The organism is Microvirga flocculans ATCC BAA-817, assembly GCF_000518665.1.
Lineage (GTDB): Bacteria > Pseudomonadota > Alphaproteobacteria > Rhizobiales > Beijerinckiaceae > Microvirga > Microvirga flocculans.
In genome coordinates this window covers 123,577-139,358 of the sequence record NZ_JAEA01000011.1, presented here as the reverse complement: position 1 = coordinate 139,358, position 15,782 = coordinate 123,577, and the positions used below count along the sequence as shown (strand labels likewise).

Genomic DNA, 15,782 nt, shown 5'->3' with positions numbered 1-15,782 from the left:
ACGGAGGCTCGGGTCTGGAGGCGGTATGGATCTCAAACGGCACAGGACGGGGTGTGCGGGTATGATCGCGCTGACGATGCTCTCTCCCGTCATGGCCCGGGATGCATCGCCGCCCCTTCCGCCGCCAAGGCCGGATCGGCTGGAGGCCCCGGCTCCGGGTCAGAATGCCGTGACAATGCCCCGCGACATGGCGCCCACCGAAGAGACGGGCATGGAGGATCGCGAGGCAAGCTCCGCTTGTCTCGGGCGCCTCGCACAACGCGGAGTCGTATTCGAGAGCAGGGCGCCGGTTCAGGAAAAGGGCTGCGGAATCGAGGATCCGGTTCTGGTCTCGGCGCTTCCCAACGGCGTCGCACTGGCCCCGGCCTCCCTCATGGCGTGCCCGATGGCGGAAAGTCTCGCGCGATGGATCGCAGAGGTTGTGGCTCCCGAGGCGGAGCGGCAGTTGCAGAGCGTTCCGGTCAAGCTCGTCGTCGGAACGTCCTACCTGTGCCGTGACCAGCGCAACGGAGCAAAGCCGAGCGAGCACGCCTTCGGCAACGGCGTCGATGTCGTGGGCTTCGAGTTCGGCGCGACGGCCGAGAGGATCTCGCTGGACATCGCGGCTCAGGCCGAAAACTCACCCGAGGCCAACTTTCAGGATGCGATCCGCAAGGCGGCATGCCCGATCTTCACCACGGTGCTCGGGCCGGGCGCGGACGCGGATCACGGCGATCACCTTCATCTCGATCTACGCCAGCGCAAGGGCGGTTATCGGATCTGCCAGTAGCTGAATGGGAGCGGTGACGCTGGCCGGTATGGAGCCGGGCATCTCAAGCCCGGAGGAGCTTGCTGCTCATGTCTCCGACCGTTCGGATCAACCGTCGTTGGCGGAATTCAGCTGATCTGGCCGCAATCCCTCGTCCGTCTCCGCATCATGGGCCCGCACGAGCCATTCCAGCTGCTCCTGGACGAAATCGGGATCGCTGTGAAAGCGCATGGCGCAGGCGACGAGGAAGATTGCGATTTCGGGAAGGTCGCTGTCGCCCAGATCCGGAAGGATCAGCTCGAGGTCCGTCATGTTGCCTGAGGTCAGGATTGCGGCCTCAGTAGGAGGAATGACGGTTCCAGTGCTTTCAGAATCGCGTGTCATGGAGCTGTTCCTGAACCTTTCGCTGCTCGATTGACGATGGGATGGAGGAACGCAGGCCCCAGGTCTCCCGATCTCAAGTTCTCCTGTTCTAGCGCACCGTGCGGAAAAGTGGATCCGGTTTTCGCTGCGCGGCCCTGCGGGGCCGCTTGAACGATGCGCTCCTCAAGGAAGGAAGCATCGGATCGACCTCAAAAGTGAAAATCCACTTTTCTCGTCCGATGCTTCAGGGCGTGCCTGCGGCAGGTAAAGGCGCAAGGGCGGGCGTGAGCGGAAATGCACAAGCAAAAGCCCTGCCGCAGGTCTCTGCGGCAGGGCTTGAAGCGCGGCTCAACGCCGGAGTTTGTCAGTACGTGCAGACGTAGCGCATGCCGTTATGGGCAAGGAAGGTCCCCGTGACCGGATCGTAGGAGCGGTACTTCCGGGCACAGTAAGCCGCCAGCTGCGGATCGACCGTTCCGGGAGGCGGAGGGGCGGCGGGTTGCGCCTGAGCCTGGCTTGCGATTGCGCCCGCGATCAGGGCGCCGGCCGCAAGACCCGCGACGCCGGCGGCGACCGCCGCGCCGTTGTCCCGGCGATAATAGTGACGCGGCGGCGGATAATAGGGGCGGTGGCCATAATAGCCGCGGCGGTAATACTGAGCGTAGCTCTCGTTCGGATAAGCTTTCTCGATCTGCGGCAGGGGGCGGCGAACGGGGCTTGCACTCGCGGGCAGGGCGGAGGCCAGCATGGCGGCTCCGACCAGGCACGTAACCAGTTTACGCATCAAATCTCCTCCTTTGCAGGTGCGCGAAGCTCAGGCTCCGCCTGCATTGGCGGGCAATATAGCCTCAATGGACAAGCTTGCAAAACACAATAAATCTTCAGGATAAGTTAGATTTCCTACGTCGAGGATTTCGGCCGTGTTGGTATCGGTGGCTTTGAAGTTTCGGGAAGGCTCCCCATTTTGTCCGCTGCAAGCTCAAGACAACGGACGAAATCTTGAAACGATGTTCCATGAGCTTTCCCGTGGAAACGGAGCTGAGGCACAGGGCCCGATAACGACATGGGCAAAGTCACTGTGACTTAAGGGAAAGTTTTGATCTCATCCCTGACGAGCGCTCTGGATTTTTCGAAGCAGATCGCCGACAATGACCGCGTTCTATTATAATCTGTCCCGCAGTAGGAATTCATGCGCTGCTTTCTGGCTCTTCTGCCGCTGATCGGCCTCTTGACCTTCGGAGCACCGTCCTCTGCGGCGGAGCCGCTGCCGCAGCCCAAGGGAGCCGTCATCCTGACCGTCACGGGGCGGATCGAGCAGACCAATGCTCCGGGGCAGGCGCGGTTCGACAGGGACATGCTGGAAGCCCTGGGCAAGGCATCCTTCGTCACCGGATCGGAGGTATCGGAGAAGCCGCAATTGTTCGAGGGTGTGCCATTGCGCGCCGTCCTGGAGAGGGTAGGGGCGCATGGCACGGTCATCAAGGCTTCCGCCCTGAACGACTATGCGGCTCCGATCCCCTTCGAGGACCTGCGGTTTGAGCCCATCCTCGCCATGAAGGTCGACGGGCAGGTTCTCACCGTGAGGGACAAGGGTCCCTTGTGGGTTGTCTATCCCCGGGATGCCCACGAGGTTCTGCATGACGTGCGCTACTACGCACGGTCCGTCTGGCAGCTGAACAGGCTCCACGTGGAATAGCGATGAAGTTCAGCCTCAACGGATACAAGGCCGCTCTGGTCACGCTGATCGCGATTGTGAGTCTCGTGATCTGCCTCGCCTTCTCCGTGGTGCGCCTTTACGAGGTGGAACGGGCCCTGCGGACGGATGGCATGTACAGCAGCATCTGGTTCGTCAGCCAAGCGCAGTTCGAGGCTGCCGTGTTCGCCGAGAGCCTCGCCCGAAAGGCCGCCAACGAGATCTTCGACACCTCGGATCAGGAGCCGGGATTTCGCGCCAATATTCTGATCAGCCGGCTGGCGGTGCTCCTGGAAAGGGACAACGGCCAGGTCTTCGAGGAAATCGGCCTTCTGGCGGACCTGAAGCAGGCCTATCTCCAGCTCACTCTCGCAGAGACGCAATTGCAGGGCGAGATAACGCCGCAAAGCGCAGGGCTCCTCCGCGAGCAGTTTCACGATCTGGCATACAAGCTGCGCGAGGCGGCCAACAAGATCGTGGTTCTCGGCCGCGAGCAGGCGGCTGCGAAGCGGACCGCTTATCTGCGCGTCGTCTTCGAGAGCTTCGCCTTCTTGACCGGCATCGTGCTCAGCGCCGTGTTCTTGCTGGTCCGCCTCTTCAAAGGGGTTCAGGAAGCGAGCCAGGCCAAGCAGCTTCTCAAGCAGGAGCAGGAACTCTCCGACCTGGTGATCAGCAATATCAGCAACCAGGGCATCGTGATGTTCGACAGCCAACTCCGCTGCCTGCTCTGGAATCCGGGCATGGAGGACTTGCTGAGCATCAAGCCGGAGCAGGCCGTCGGCCAGCGACTGGACGAGTTGGACCGACTGTTCGGCAAGTCCGAGATCATCAGCGCCCTCACCCAGGCCACGGACGGCACGAGCGCGGTCCTGGAAGACGAGGCCGTGTCACCGGAAGGCCATGAGCGCTGCCTCGAGATCAACTGCTTCCCGGTCTACATGGCCGAGCGGAAGCTCGGCATTGCGTTCGTTCGCGACGTGACGGAGCAATGGCTGGCCCGAAAGCAGGCCGAGCGGCAGAATTTCGATCTCGAGATCAAGGTTCTCCAGCGGACGGCAGCCCTCCGGCAGGCGGAACGCCGCCTGATCGCGGCCATCAATTCCGCGTCGGAGGGTTTCGCGGCGTTCGACTGGACCGGAAAGCTGCTCTTCGCCAACGAGCAAATCTGGGCCGCGTCCCCGGTGTCGCTCTGGTGCGGGGAAGAGATGAGCCTGTCCGTCTTCCTGCGATGCTTCGCCATGTGCGAGGGGGCGGACGAGCGACTCCTGAACGCGCAGCCTCCTTTCGAGGAGATCGAATTCGATCTTCTGATCAGGAAGGACAGCTGGGCCCGTCTTTCCCTGGCGAAAGCAGACGGCGCGACGATCTTCGTCAGGCTCACAGACATCACGGGCTACAAGCAGGTGGCCAGGGCGCTCGAATCGGCCCTCCAGCGCGAGCGCGAGACGACCAATGCCTACCGCAACTTCGTGTCCATGGTGTCTCACCAGTTCCGGACGCCGTTGGCGATTCTCGATTCCAGCGCCCAGCGCATCCTCCGCCGCGGCGCGGAGCTGACGCAGGACGAACTCGTCACCCGCGTGCAGAAGATCCGGAACGCCGGAAGCAGGCTCACGCGCCTCGTCGACAGCGTGCTGAACGCTGCCAAGCTCGATGCCGGCACGATCGAACTGAACCCGACCTCTTACAATCTGGTCGATCTCGTCATGGATATCTGCGAGCGGCAGCGCGAGGTCAGCGCCCAGGCCGATATCCGCTTCGATGTCCCGGACGTTCCGGTGAGAGTGTATTGCGACGGCATGCTGATCGAGCAGGTTGTCGTCAATCTGTTGTCGAACGCCATCAAGTATTCGGGCGATTCGCCGGTTGTAGAAATCAAGATCTGGATGGACGGATCCCGGGCATTCTGTTCAGTCAGGGACTGGGGCATAGGAATTCCTGCGGATGAACTGCCGAAGATCTTTGATCGCTTCTATCGGGCGCGCACGGCTTCTGGTATCGCAGGCACGGGAATTGGATTAAACTTCGCCCAGAAGATCATGCACCTGCATGGGGGGGAGATACAGGTGGAGAGCTATGAGGCAGCGGGATCCTTGTTCACATTCGATTTGCCCATAGCGAATGCCGATCAAGCACAACAGGCAGCATGAGTGACAGACTCCAATGACGATAAAAACGATTCTTTGCGTTGAAGACGAAGACGATCTGCGGGGCGACATCGCGGAGGAGCTGGAGGCGGCCCATTACCGCGTCCTTCAGGCCGCCAATGGCAGCGAGGCGCTCAGCCTGCTCGAAAAGGAGCGCCCCGATCTCGTGCTTTGCGACATTACCATGCCGGGACTCGGCGGCTACGACGTGCTCAAGGCCCTCCGCGAGCAGGGCAACATGGCGGATGTTCCCTTCATCTTTCTGACGGCCCTGGCCGAGAGGAACGACGTGCTGGTCGGAAAGCAGGCCGGGGCGGACGATTATCTCGTCAAGCCGATCGATTACGAGATCCTGCTCGCGACCGTTGCGGCGCGCCTCGACCAGGTCGCCCGCGTTCAGTCCAGCGCCGTCCACCGCGCCGAGGAATCCTGGCAGGAAATCCTGAAATCCTCGCAGGGCCGCACCGTCGATGCGCTCTACAAGGCGACCTTCGCCTTCGACCGGTTCCTGGTCGGCGTCGTGATCGTCGACGAGGCGGGCAACGTCCGGGTGATGAACAAGGAGGCGCAGCGCATCCTTTCCGAAGAGGACGGCCTGAGCGTCGTGCAGGGTGTCCTGAGGGGCTCGGCCGTCAAGCAGAACGGCATGCTCTATGCCGCGATCGGCAAGGCCTTCGAGGAAGAATCCCTCGACGAGATCGTGTCCTTCCCGCGCAATTCCGGCGGCAGGCCCTATCTGGTCCTGATCCCGGGGCAGCGTTTCTCCGCAGAGGAGAGGCCCGAAGCCGTCGTGCTTCTCGTCATCGACACGGAACAGCGGGCCAAGGTGTCGGGAGATACGCTGGTCAGGCTCTACAACCTGACGCCGTCCGAGACGCGGGTGGCCCTGATGCTGATCGATGGAAAGAGATTGGATCAGATCGCCGAGGAACTCGACGTCGCACAGACCACGGTCGTCTTCCACCTAAAGAACCTGTTCCGGAAGACCGACACCAACCGTCAGGCCGATCTGGTCCGCGTGTTGCTTTCGGTCCCGCTGCGGAGCGCCGAGAAAGGCTGACAAAGCTGCCCGTACCGGGGTGAAGGCCGTTAACGGATCGGTGACCATTCCGGCAAGTTGGGCTCAAGCCCAAGCTTTGCCACATTCCGTTCAGCTTTCAGAGAGGTTTCGAACAGTATATCTCTCGTATGAAGAGGGGGCATATGGTTTCCCTCCTGTCGAGGTGATGATCATGAAGATCTTCCGTCCTGTTTCCGGTGCAGTCGCGGCTCTGGCCCTGGTCACCGGTCTGGCTGCCGCCCAGCCGGCTGCGGCGCGTGATCGCCTGTCGCCCGGTGCCGCCGTCGCTCTCGGCGCCCTGGGAGGTCTTGCCGTCGGTGCTGCTGTGGGCGCGGCTGTCGCCCAGCCGCAGCCTCCCGTCGTCTACCGGGCGCCGCCCCCGCCGCCTGAGCCGGTCTATGTGGAGGAGCGCCGGGTGCCGGTCTATTATGAGCGCCCCGTCCGCGAGCGCGTCTATGTGGAGCGCTGCGTGACCGAGCGTTACCGCGAATGGGTTCCCGGCTGGGGCTGGGAGCATCGCACCCGCCGCGTTTGCAACTGAGCTTCCTCAAAGGCCCGCTTCTCCAGCGGGCCTTTTCTTTTCGCGGAAAACGGCAACCTCGAATCCGCTGCGGCGTTGATCGCATGACGTCACATGCGGGCATAAGCCATGAGCAGCACACCGAACGAGCCGGCCGGTTCCGACCATCCCAAGCTCAATCCCGGCGATCAGGCCGAACCAGGAACCCCTGGGACGGGCGAGAATCTATGCCCCGAATGCAAGGGCAGCGGGCGAATCGGCGCCATGCCGTGCCCGACCTGCGGAGGAACCGGCAAGGTCATCGAGGGTATCGGCGGCGCTTGACCGCTTCAGGACTTGTCCGGCTTCGCCATCCAACGAACGAGCGGCATGAGCGGCACCACCCAGATCAGGCCAAGGACGATATAGGCCAGTGTCTGGACGAGCTTGGGCGCCTGCGTGATCCGGCCCTCGGCCACGGCCATGGCGAAGAGCGCATAGAAGATGATGAAGGCCAGCATCGCCACTGTGCCGATCAGCTTGCGCATACGAATGCCCATGGGCCCACATCCTCTGTCCAAGCTCTGTCCAAGACGCACCGCCGTGACACTGCGTCACCGGCATGAATTGCCTCTGCGCGGCTCAGCCTCTATGTGACAGCCTGTATCCCGGGTTCAAGCCCTAATCGACGATGAGAGTGAGCATGGCTGTCGCAGCCTCCACCGAGGGCGTGCCGCTGGCGCGCGTTTCCCGATCCCAGTCCCTGACCGCCGTTCGCATCTGGATCTATGGCCTGGCGGCCCTAGTCGTCCTGATGATCGCCGTCGGCGGTGCGACGCGCCTGACCGGCTCAGGCCTGTCGATCACCGAATGGAAGCCCGTGACCGGGGCCATTCCGCCGCTCACGGAACAGGCCTGGCTGGCGGAGTTCGAGAAGTACAAGCAGATCTCGCAATACGAACTCCTCAACAAGGGTATGACCCTGTCGGAGTTCAAGTTCATCTATGCCTGGGAGTGGGGCCATCGGCAGCTTGGGCGGCTCATCGGCCTGGCCTTCTTCCTGCCCCTGATCTGGTTCTGGGCGCGGGGCGCGATCAAGGGCAAGCTTGCCTTGACGCTTCTCAGCATCGGAGCCTTGGGAGGCCTTCAGGGAACCATCGGATGGATCATGGTGGCGTCCGGTCTGGAACCGGGCATGACCGCCGTGGCCCCGATCAAGCTCGCCCTGCACCTGACGGTCGCCAGCATCATCCTTGTCTGCCTCGTCTGGGTGGCTTCCGGGCTCAAGGATCGTTCCGCCACCGACGAAGTGAGCGCAGGCTCTGCGCCGCGCATCCTTCTCGGGCTGATCCTGCTGCAGATCGCCCTGGGCGGTCTCGTGGCCGGCTCGAAGGCCGGGATGACCTACAACACCTGGCCTCTGATGGACGGCGCCCTCGTTCCTCCGTCCTCCGCGCTGTTCTCGGTCAAGCCGTGGATCGAGAACTTCGTCGACAACGTCGTGCTGGTGCAGTTCAACCACCGGCTCGTCGCCTATGCTCTCGTGGCCTTCGCCCTCTGGCATGCCTGGACGATGCGCCGCAAAGCGCCGGACTCGAAGGCCTCGCGCCGGGCGACCGCGATGGCGGGGCTGACCCTCGGTCAGATGGCGCTCGGCATCGTGACGCTGCTGCTCGTCGTGCCCCTCTGGGCCGGTTTGGCGCACCAGGTCTTCGCCATGGCCGTGCTCGCCATGGCGACCGTCCATGCCCGCGTGAGTGCGCCCTGACATGAGAAAGGGCGGCCTGGAAGGCCGCCCTGGAACATCCGCTGAGGCCGCGGAAGATTAACGGATCACCTGGACGATGCGATGGGTGCCCGGATCGACCAGAACCGGCGTGTCGTTGACCACGGTGTAGCGGTACTGGGTCACGCCGTACTCGGCAGGAACCTCGTAATACTTGACGCCGGTGGCCGGCAGGGTCGCGCCGACGCGGACCTGCTCCGCATAGGTGTAGGACGGAACGCCCTGGGTCACCACGTATTCGCGGAAGCGCGGCTGCTGCTGATCGGCGAGGCCACCTACGATGGCGCCCGTCACGCCGCCCACCGCAGCGCCGACCGGGCCGCCCACAATAGCGCCGCCGACAGCGCCCGTCGCCGCACCGGCGGCCGCGCCGCCCGATTGAGCGAACGCACCCACGGGGGCAAGGGCAACAAGAAGGGCGCCTGCAAACAAGATCTTCTTCGACATCTGTCAGCTCCTCGTCTGTTGAAGTCTGGAGCTTAACGGCCATGTGCGAGGGTGGTTCCGACTCTGTAAAGCAGTTTGGAGCACGAAATATGAATAAAACTTTCGCAATGTACGACCCATCACTCCTCGGCAAACGCAAAGCTTGTTTGCTCGAGCCGGGAGGCGAGAAATTCTCTCTGGAGCGGGTCTTTGCTGTCAGGCTTAGTGACATCCATGCGCAACCGAGCCGCTTGCACGGGAGGGAGGGCAATAGCCGCGTCAAAGACGGCTTTCACGGGTGATGATGCCGCTAGGGAATTGGAATTTGGGCGCTTTCGACGAACGAATGATGAAATTCGTGGTGGGAATGCGACGGGAATTGGGAAAACAGTACTTGCTCTGCTACAGGTGAACAATATTAAGATGTCGTCAACCCTCAAGCGCAGTGCTGAAGGAACAGGTTGATAAGGAGTCAGGCATGAATGTGCTGGTCTTTGCTTCGCGGAAAGGCGGCTCGGGAAAGAGCACGCTTGCTGCTCATCTCGCGAGTTACATCGCCAACCCTTCACGCCCCACATTGCTGATCGACAACGACCCGCAGGGCTCCCTGTCGCTGTGGCACAAGATCCGCGACCAGGAATATCTGGGCCTCAGGCACAACGTGCGCAACATCGGCGAGGCCCTCAAGGAGGCCAAGCGCGAGGGCTATGAGTGGGTGCTGGTCGATACGCCGCCGAACAAGTCCTCGATCGTGGCGGAATCGATCAAGCATGCGACGCTCGTGATCGTCCCGACCCGCGCCAGCCTGTTCGATATCGCAGCCCTTCAGGACACGGTGGCCATCGCCCGTGAACTGCGCAAGCCCTACGCGGCCGTCATCAACGCCGCTCCGCCCAAGCACGGCGATACGGAGGCCCATGTGGTGGCCGACGCTCGCGGCGCGCTCAACGCCCTGCAGGTTCCGGTCTGGGCCGGCCAGATCACGCACCGTCCCGAGCTGACGCTCTCTCTCTCCACGGGCGAGGGTGCCCGTGAATACGATGCGGATTCGCAAGGAGCCGAAGAGATCGGCCGCCTCTGGACGGCCCTCGAGCGTTCGCTCAACGCCATCCACAACACCTACAAGAAGGCCGGCGCCTCCCGCGCGGCCTGAGGCACCGTTCGGCGAAGCGCTTGCTTCGCCGGGAGCCCAGGATTGCTGGATTCTTATTCAACGAAAAGGGCGGCCCGAGAGCCGCCCTTCTTGCTTTTTGTATCATCGCTCCGAGGCGCACGAAGCCGTCTCGGAGCGATGAAAGATCCTCAGGCTGCGTCGAGGGCCTGGTTCAGATCGTCGATCAGGTCCTCCTTGTCCTCGAGCCCGATGGACAGGCGCACCACCTCGGGGCCCGCTCCCGCCTGGACTTTCTGTTCGTCCGTGAGCTGGCGATGGGTGGTGGAGGCGGGGTGAATGACCAGCGAGCGGGTGTCGCCGATATTGGCCAGATGCGAGAATAGCTTCAGGCTGGACACCAGCTTCACGCCGGCCTCGTAGCCGCCCTTGAGGCCGAAGGTGAACACCGCGCCCGCACCCTTGGGGCAGTACTGCTTCGCCAGGTTGTGGTAGCGGTCCGTGCGCAGGCCCGGATAGCTGACCCAGGAGACCTTGCCGTGGTTCGCGAGGTGCTCCGCGACCGCGAGCGCATTGTCCGAATGACGCTGCATGCGCAGTGGCAGGGTCTCGATGCCGTTGAGGATCAGGAAGGCGTTGAAGGGCGAGAGCGCCGGGCCGAGGTCGCGCAGGCCGAGAACCCGGCAGGCGATGGCGAAGCCGAAATTGCCGAAGGTCTCGCCCAGCACCATGCCGCCATATTCGGGACGCGGCTTGGAGAGCATCGGATAGCGGTCGTCGCCCGCGAAGTTGAACGAGCCGCCGTCGACGATCAGGCCGCCGATGGAATTGCCGTGACCGCCGAGGAATTTGGTGGCCGAATGCACGATGATGTCGGCGCCGTGCTCGAACGGGCGGATCAGGTAGGGCGAGGCCATCGTGTTGTCCACGATGAGCGGGATCCGGTGCTTCTTGGCAATGGCCGCGATGGCCTTGATGTCGACGATCACGCCGCCCGGATTGGCGATGGACTCGATGAAGATCGCCTTGGTCTTCGGCGTGATGGCCGCCTCGAAGGTCGAGGGATCGTCGGAATCGGCCCAGACCACGTTCCAGCCGAAATTCTTGTAGGCGTGGTTGAACTGGTTGATCGAGCCGCCATAGAGCTTCTTGGCGGCGACGAACTCGTCGCCCGGCTGAAGCAGGGTGTGGAATACCAGGAATTCCGCTGCATGACCCGAGGCGACAGCGAGAGCCGCAGTGCCGCCCTCGAGGGCCGCGACGCGCTCTTCCAGCACGGCGCAGGTCGGGTTGCCGATCCGCGAATAGATGTTGCCGAAGGCCTGCAGTCCGAACAGGGAAGCCGCATGGTCCACGTCGTCGAAGACGAAGGACGTGGTCTGATAGATCGGCGTGGCACGCGCGCCGGTCGCGGCGTCGGGGGCGGCCCCCGCATGAATGGCAAGCGTATTGAAGCCTGGCAGACGATCAGACATGGGGAGCCCTTTTCCTGTTGGGACGACGTTCTGTTCTCTTTAAAGAACGAAACGTTCGTCCGGTCAAGGAGGTCGTCCGGGCTCCTGCGATGAGATTTATGGGCGATTGAGCCCCAGCTTCTGGAAGCCTTTGCCGGAGAGGACCGGCTTCTTGGAACTCAGCATCCGCGAATTGACCCCCTGCCAGGAAATCTCGCCGGACAGGCGGCCGAACTCGATCTTCGGGCAGCGGTCCATCACGACCTTGAGGCCCTTGGCTTCCGCCTTCGCTGCGGCCTCGTCGTTCCTAACCGAAAGCTGCATCCAGATCACCTTCGGCAGCGGGTCGAGCGCCAGGGCCTCGTCCGTGATCGGACCCGCCGCTTCCGAATTGCGGAAGATCTCGACCATGTCGATGGGAACGGGCACGTCCTTCAAAGAGGCATAGACCGGCTTGCCCAGGAGTTCGCTGCCGGCGAGGCCCGGATTGATCGGAATCACGTCGTAGCCGCGCTCCAAGAGATACTTGGTCACGATCCAGCTCGGGCGGGCGGGGTTCTGCGACGCGCCGACCAGTGCAATGGTCTTTACGCTGTTGAGGATGCCCCGGATGTAATCGTTCGGATAATTGCTGTGATCCATGGCGAAACCGTATGGGAAAGGGCAGGGCAGTTCAATGAGCTTCGTACATTCATGGCATCCCATCACCCCATCATGACCAAGGACGAGCTCGTTGCCTTCCTGGACCGGGAATTTCCGCAGATCCATGCGGGCGGGCGCAGCTACTTCGTCGATGACATCGGTCCCCTCTCGGCCCGCATGCGCATGGAGTATCACGACCGCCATCTGCGTCCCGGCGGGACGATCTCGGGACCGGCCATGATGACTCTGGCGGACCTTGCCCTCTACGCGGCGATTCTCGCGCATGTCGGCCCCGTGGCGCTCGCCGTCACCACGAGCCTCAATTTCAACTTCCTGAGAAAGCCGGAGCCGCGCGCGCTCATCGCGGATTGCAGGCTGCTCAAGCTCGGCAAGCGTCTCGCCGTGGGAGAGGTCTCGATCTTCTCGGAGGGCAATCCCGACGTGGTCTGCCACGCGACCGGGACCTATTCGATCCCGGCGTGATGATCGCAGCGCAGCTTAGGGAGCGGCCTTTTTCTGGGCCGCGACGAGCGCATCGTCCATCTCCCTAGCCCGGATAGCCGCCGGGCGTCCGCCCACGCGTTTCAGGTAGCTCTCGAAGGCCGGGCGCTTTTCCAGCGATCCGGACATCAGGCCCCAGCCGATCTGCGAGCCGACATAGACGTCGGCCGCCGTGAAACGGTCGCCGGCGACGTATTTCGACTGGGAGACGGCATATTCGAGCGTGTCGACGGCGTCCTCGACGCTGCCGTAGCCGATCATCCGCTGCCGCTCGGCCGCAACCTCGAAACCGAGCGCCCGGTTGCTCAAGGCCGCTTCGAGCGGCCCGGCGGCAAAGAACATCCACCGGTAATAGGCTCCTCGCTCCGCAGGCGAGGGTGCGAGACCGGCACCGGGGAAGGCATCGGCGAGATAGGCACAGATCGCGGCCGCCTCGGTGACGACCACGCCGTCATGAAGGATGGCGGGCACCTTGCCCATCGGGTTGATCGCCCGGTAGCCGGGGGCCTTCATCTCCGCTCCGAAGCCCAGGATTTCCGCCCGATAGGCGCAGCCCGTTTCTTCCAGCATCCAGCGCACGATCCGGCCACGCGACATGGGGTTCGTGAAGAAAATCAGTTCGTCAGGCATGGCGACCCCTTCTGTATGGCTGTAGCGTAATAATGCCCGACTCCCACGGCCAAGCATAGCCTTGGGCATCGTGCTTCCGCATAGATGTGGTTTCAGGATACCGTTTATGTGGTATTTATATACCTAATATCTTTAAGTATCTGACTTATAAGGTATTTATCGCGATTTGGTAGTTGGCGTTTCCTGTTGACTTGCCGGTCTGAAGTCACTAAACAGCCGTCACTCGCCGCCGCATCTCGCGGCGGTTTGTCATTTTTCAGAACCTGAGCCTGACGGCTCCAACGGGAAACAGCGCAATGAAGACTACGACTTCGCTGAAGCCCGCCGAGGTCGAGAAGAAGTGGGTTGTGATCGACGCGAAGGGCCTTGTCGTTGGCCGTCTCGCTTCGATCGTTGCCATGCGCCTGCGTGGCAAGCACAAGGCGAACTACACGCCCCACGTCGACTGCGGCGATAACGTCATCGTCATCAACGCCGACAAGGTGGTTTTCACCGGCCGCAAGCGCGACCAGAAGGTGTACTACCATCACACCGGTTATCCGGGCGGCATCAAGGAGCGTACGGCCAAGTTCATCCTGGACGGCCGCTTCCCTGAGCGCGTGGTCGAGAAGGCTGTGGAGCGCATGCTCCCCCGCGGCCCGCTTTTCCGCCAGATCATGGGCAACCTGCGCGTCTACGGCGGCGCTGAGCATCCGCATACCGCTCAGCAGCCGGAAGTCCTCGACGTGGCTGCCCTCAATGCCAAGAACGTGAGGGCCTAATCCATGGCGACCCTTCAGTCTCTCGCCGATCTGGGTCAGAACGCCCAGGCCGCCGCTCCGGAAGCTCCTAAGCACGTCCAGAAGCTCGACTCGCTCGGTCGCGCTTACGCCACCGGCAAGCGTAAGGACGCTGTCGCCCGCGTTTGGATCAAGCCCGGCTCCGGCAAGATCATCATCAACGACCGCGCCGTCGAGGTTTACTTCGCTCGTCCGGTTCTCCGCCTGATCCTGACGCAGCCGCTTCAGATCGCTCAGCGCGAGGGCCAGTACGACATCGTCGTGAACGTCAGCGGCGGTGGCCTCTCCGGCCAGGCCGGTGCGGTCCGTCATGGCCTCGCCAAGGCGCTGACCTATTATGAGCCGGAGCTTCGCGGCCCGCTCAAGAAGGAAGGCTTCCTCACCCGCGACGCGCGCGTGGTCGAGCGCAAGAAGTACGGCAAGGCCAAGGCCCGCCGCAGCTTCCAGTTCTCGAAGCGCTGATCGCTTCAGGGTTCTACCCTTCAAGAAGGGCGGCTTTCGGGCCGCCCTTTTTCTTTGGCTCATGCCGGCACGTGTTGACAGGTCCGGCCTTCAAATTCATACAGGCCCTATGAACCAGAGCCTCCGCATCATCCGACGCCGAATGATCGCCGCCCCGGCGCGCGCGCGATGATGGCTGTCCGAATGGCCTGACCCGCAAGCCGCGCACAGCGCATCGCGCGGAAAAGTGGATCCGGTTTTCCGCTCAGTGCGATGCGCCGCTTCAAAATGAGAGCATCGGATGATCCCAAAAGTGGGGTCCACTTTTGGGTACGATGCTTTAGCGCGGCTTTTTTGTTTCCCGAGAACCGTATTGGCGTTATGCGGCTTAAGCCTATCGGCGGCCCTCAAGCGGATGGATCGACCCTATGACAACCACGACTCTGAACCAGATCAATCTCGGCCAGCAGGCGAAGACTGTCTTCATCGACGGAGAGGCAGGGACCACGGGACTCGGCATCCGCGAGCGTCTGAAGAGCGTGAAGGGCGTTGCCGTCCGCAGCATCGATCCGCAGCGCCGCAAGGATCCGGAGGCCAAGCTTGAAATTCTCGCAGAGGTCGACCTCGTGGTGCTCTGCCTGCACGACGATACGGCACGGGAAACGGTCGCTCTCGTCGACGGCCTCGGCGGCAGGAAGCCGAAGATCCTCGATGCCAGCACCGCGCATCGTGTCGCTCCCGGCTGGGTCTATGGCTTTGCGGAACTGACCTCGGAGCAGAAGCAGGCCGTCGCCGCCGCCGAGCGCGTCGCCAATCCCGGCTGCTATCCGACCGGCGCCATCGCGTTGATCCGGCCCCTGGTGGATGCGGGCTTGATTCCGGCCGATTACCCGATCACCGTCAATGCGGTGAGCGGCTACAGCGGCGGCGGCCGCTCGATGATCGAGGCTTACGAATCCGGCACGGCGCCCGCCTTCGAGCTTTACGGCCTTGGCTTCGAGCACAAGCATGTGCCCGAGCTTCAGACATATACCGGCCTGACCCGCCGCCCGATCTTCATTCCCTCCGTCGGCAATTTCCGGCAGGGCATGCTGGTCAGCGTGCCGCTCCATCTCGACATGCTTCCCGGCAAGCCGAAGGCGGCGGATATCGAAGCGGTGCTTGCTGGGCATTATCCGGGCGGCGGCCTCGTCAGCGTCGTGCCGACGGTGAAGGAGGGCAAGAAGATCGAGCGCCTCGAGCCCGAGGCCTTGAACGACACCGACCGGCTGGAGCTCTTCGTCTTCCAGCATGACAGCTACAGGCATGCCGTGCTGGTGGCCCGTCTCGACAATCTCGGCAAGGGGGCCTCGGGCGCAGCGGTGCAGAACATCCAATTGATGCTGGGCCTGATGGGATAGGTCGCGCGCCCTCTCATCATTGCCGGCATCGAGCAGGCAGTCGCGATGGGAAGGGCTCTTCGTCCCCTCGAAAAGATATGGCCGGGACGAGCCCGGCCATGA

20 protein-coding genes are annotated in these 15,782 nt (G+C 62.8%); 13 read left to right on the top strand and 7 right to left on the bottom strand.

Annotation, left to right across the window (positions count from 1 at the left end; genetic code table 11):
* Window positions 1-61 precede the first annotated feature (61 nt).
* Complete coding sequence (locus tag L879_RS0113945; RefSeq protein WP_027316651.1) at window positions 62-769, top strand: extensin-like domain-containing protein; 708 nt, start codon at window positions 62-64, stop codon at window positions 767-769.
* An 87-nt stretch (window positions 770-856) separates the two neighbouring features.
* Here the strand turns inward: L879_RS0113945 and L879_RS0113940 are convergent, their stop codons facing one another.
* A complete protein-coding gene (locus tag L879_RS0113940) occupies window positions 857-1,132 on the bottom strand; it encodes a hypothetical protein (protein WP_154664214.1) in 276 nt (91 codons plus the stop codon).
* Between the two features lie 146 nt (window positions 1,133-1,278).
* Here L879_RS0113940 and L879_RS23720 point away from each other — a divergent pair, with 146 nt between their 5' ends.
* Complete coding sequence (locus L879_RS23720; RefSeq protein ID WP_154664213.1) at window positions 1,279-1,494, top strand: hypothetical protein; 216 nt, start codon at window positions 1,279-1,281, stop codon at window positions 1,492-1,494.
* Here the strand turns inward: L879_RS23720 and L879_RS0113935 are convergent.
* Entirely contained in the window at window positions 1,476-1,895 is a 420-nt protein-coding gene (locus tag L879_RS0113935; protein ID WP_035459632.1) for a BA14K family protein, read from the bottom strand. The two genes, L879_RS23720 and L879_RS0113935, sit on opposite strands and share 19 nt — an antisense overlap.
* A 405-nt stretch (window positions 1,896-2,300) precedes the next feature.
* Here L879_RS0113935 and L879_RS0113930 point away from each other — a divergent pair, with 405 nt between their 5' ends.
* The 5 genes from L879_RS0113930 to L879_RS0113910 all read left to right on the top strand — a co-directional run bounded on the left by L879_RS0113930 (window position 2,301) and on the right by L879_RS0113910 (window position 6,855).
* Window positions 2,301-2,807, top strand: coding sequence for a putative pterin-binding protein (locus tag L879_RS0113930; RefSeq protein WP_027316648.1), 507 nt, complete (start codon window positions 2,301-2,303; stop codon window positions 2,805-2,807).
* A 2-nt stretch (window positions 2,808-2,809) separates the two neighbouring features.
* On the top strand, window positions 2,810-4,954 hold the full coding sequence (locus tag L879_RS0113925) for a sensor histidine kinase (protein WP_027316647.1): 2,145 nt from the start codon (window positions 2,810-2,812) through the stop codon (window positions 4,952-4,954).
* 13 nt (window positions 4,955-4,967) lie between these two features.
* The gene (locus L879_RS0113920; protein ID WP_027316646.1) at window positions 4,968-6,011 is read left to right on the top strand and encodes a response regulator; all 1,044 of its coding nucleotides are present in this window, start codon (window positions 4,968-4,970) and stop codon (window positions 6,009-6,011) included.
* Between the two features lie 172 nt (window positions 6,012-6,183).
* On the top strand, window positions 6,184-6,552 hold the full coding sequence (locus L879_RS24330; RefSeq protein ID WP_084021032.1) for a hypothetical protein: 369 nt from the start codon (window positions 6,184-6,186) through the stop codon (window positions 6,550-6,552).
* A gap of 108 nt (window positions 6,553-6,660) precedes the next feature.
* Complete coding sequence (locus L879_RS0113910; RefSeq protein ID WP_027316644.1) at window positions 6,661-6,855, top strand: hypothetical protein; 195 nt, start codon at window positions 6,661-6,663, stop codon at window positions 6,853-6,855.
* A gap of 5 nt (window positions 6,856-6,860) precedes the next feature.
* Here the strand turns inward: L879_RS0113910 and L879_RS0113905 are convergent, their stop codons facing one another.
* A complete protein-coding gene (locus tag L879_RS0113905; protein ID WP_027316643.1) occupies window positions 6,861-7,070 on the bottom strand; it encodes a DUF2842 domain-containing protein in 210 nt (69 codons plus the stop codon).
* A gap of 137 nt (window positions 7,071-7,207) precedes the next feature.
* Between L879_RS0113905 and L879_RS0113900 the strand changes: the two genes are divergently transcribed.
* Window positions 7,208-8,278, top strand: coding sequence for a COX15/CtaA family protein (locus tag L879_RS0113900; protein WP_438268106.1), 1,071 nt, complete (start codon window positions 7,208-7,210; stop codon window positions 8,276-8,278).
* Between the two features lie 57 nt (window positions 8,279-8,335).
* Here the strand turns inward: L879_RS0113900 and L879_RS0113895 are convergent, their stop codons facing one another.
* A complete protein-coding gene (locus L879_RS0113895) occupies window positions 8,336-8,743 on the bottom strand; it encodes a DUF1236 domain-containing protein (RefSeq protein ID WP_027316641.1) in 408 nt (135 codons plus the stop codon).
* Between the two features lie 457 nt (window positions 8,744-9,200).
* Here L879_RS0113895 and L879_RS0113885 point away from each other — a divergent pair, with 457 nt between their 5' ends.
* The gene (locus tag L879_RS0113885; RefSeq protein WP_027316640.1) at window positions 9,201-9,875 is read left to right on the top strand and encodes an AAA family ATPase; all 675 of its coding nucleotides are present in this window, start codon (window positions 9,201-9,203) and stop codon (window positions 9,873-9,875) included.
* 149 nt (window positions 9,876-10,024) lie between these two features.
* Here the strand turns inward: L879_RS0113885 and L879_RS0113880 are convergent, their stop codons facing one another.
* The gene (locus L879_RS0113880) at window positions 10,025-11,308 is read right to left on the bottom strand and encodes an O-acetylhomoserine aminocarboxypropyltransferase (RefSeq protein ID WP_027316639.1); all 1,284 of its coding nucleotides are present in this window, start codon (window positions 11,306-11,308) and stop codon (window positions 10,025-10,027) included.
* Between the two features lie 96 nt (window positions 11,309-11,404).
* The gene (locus L879_RS0113875) at window positions 11,405-11,929 is read right to left on the bottom strand and encodes a CoA-binding protein (protein ID WP_027316638.1); all 525 of its coding nucleotides are present in this window, start codon (window positions 11,927-11,929) and stop codon (window positions 11,405-11,407) included.
* A 51-nt stretch (window positions 11,930-11,980) separates the two neighbouring features.
* Here L879_RS0113875 and L879_RS0113870 point away from each other — a divergent pair, with 51 nt between their 5' ends.
* The gene (locus tag L879_RS0113870) at window positions 11,981-12,412 is read left to right on the top strand and encodes a PaaI family thioesterase (RefSeq protein ID WP_051435313.1); all 432 of its coding nucleotides are present in this window, start codon (window positions 11,981-11,983) and stop codon (window positions 12,410-12,412) included.
* A gap of 15 nt (window positions 12,413-12,427) precedes the next feature.
* On the opposite strand, the gene L879_RS0113865 is transcribed toward L879_RS0113870, so the two are convergent.
* Window positions 12,428-13,060 carry a glutathione S-transferase family protein gene (locus tag L879_RS0113865; protein ID WP_027316636.1) on the bottom strand — a complete coding sequence of 211 codons (633 nt, stop codon included), beginning with the start codon at window positions 13,058-13,060 and terminating at the stop codon, window positions 12,428-12,430.
* Window positions 13,061-13,356: 296 nt separating this feature from the next.
* Between L879_RS0113865 and rplM the strand changes: the two genes are divergently transcribed.
* From rplM to argC, 3 genes are all read left to right on the top strand, one after another.
* On the top strand, window positions 13,357-13,821 hold the full coding sequence (rplM, locus tag L879_RS0113860; RefSeq protein WP_027316635.1) for a 50S ribosomal protein L13: 465 nt from the start codon (window positions 13,357-13,359) through the stop codon (window positions 13,819-13,821).
* Between the two features lie 3 nt (window positions 13,822-13,824).
* Window positions 13,825-14,301 (top strand): 30S ribosomal protein S9, encoded by a 477-nt coding sequence (gene rpsI, locus L879_RS0113855; protein ID WP_027316634.1) that lies wholly within the window; start codon window positions 13,825-13,827, stop codon window positions 14,299-14,301.
* Window positions 14,302-14,708: 407 nt separating this feature from the next.
* Window positions 14,709-15,680, top strand: a complete 972-nt coding sequence (gene argC, locus L879_RS0113850) for an N-acetyl-gamma-glutamyl-phosphate reductase (protein WP_027316633.1) — start codon at window positions 14,709-14,711, stop codon at window positions 15,678-15,680.
* The last annotated feature ends 102 nt before the right edge of the window (window positions 15,681-15,782 follow it).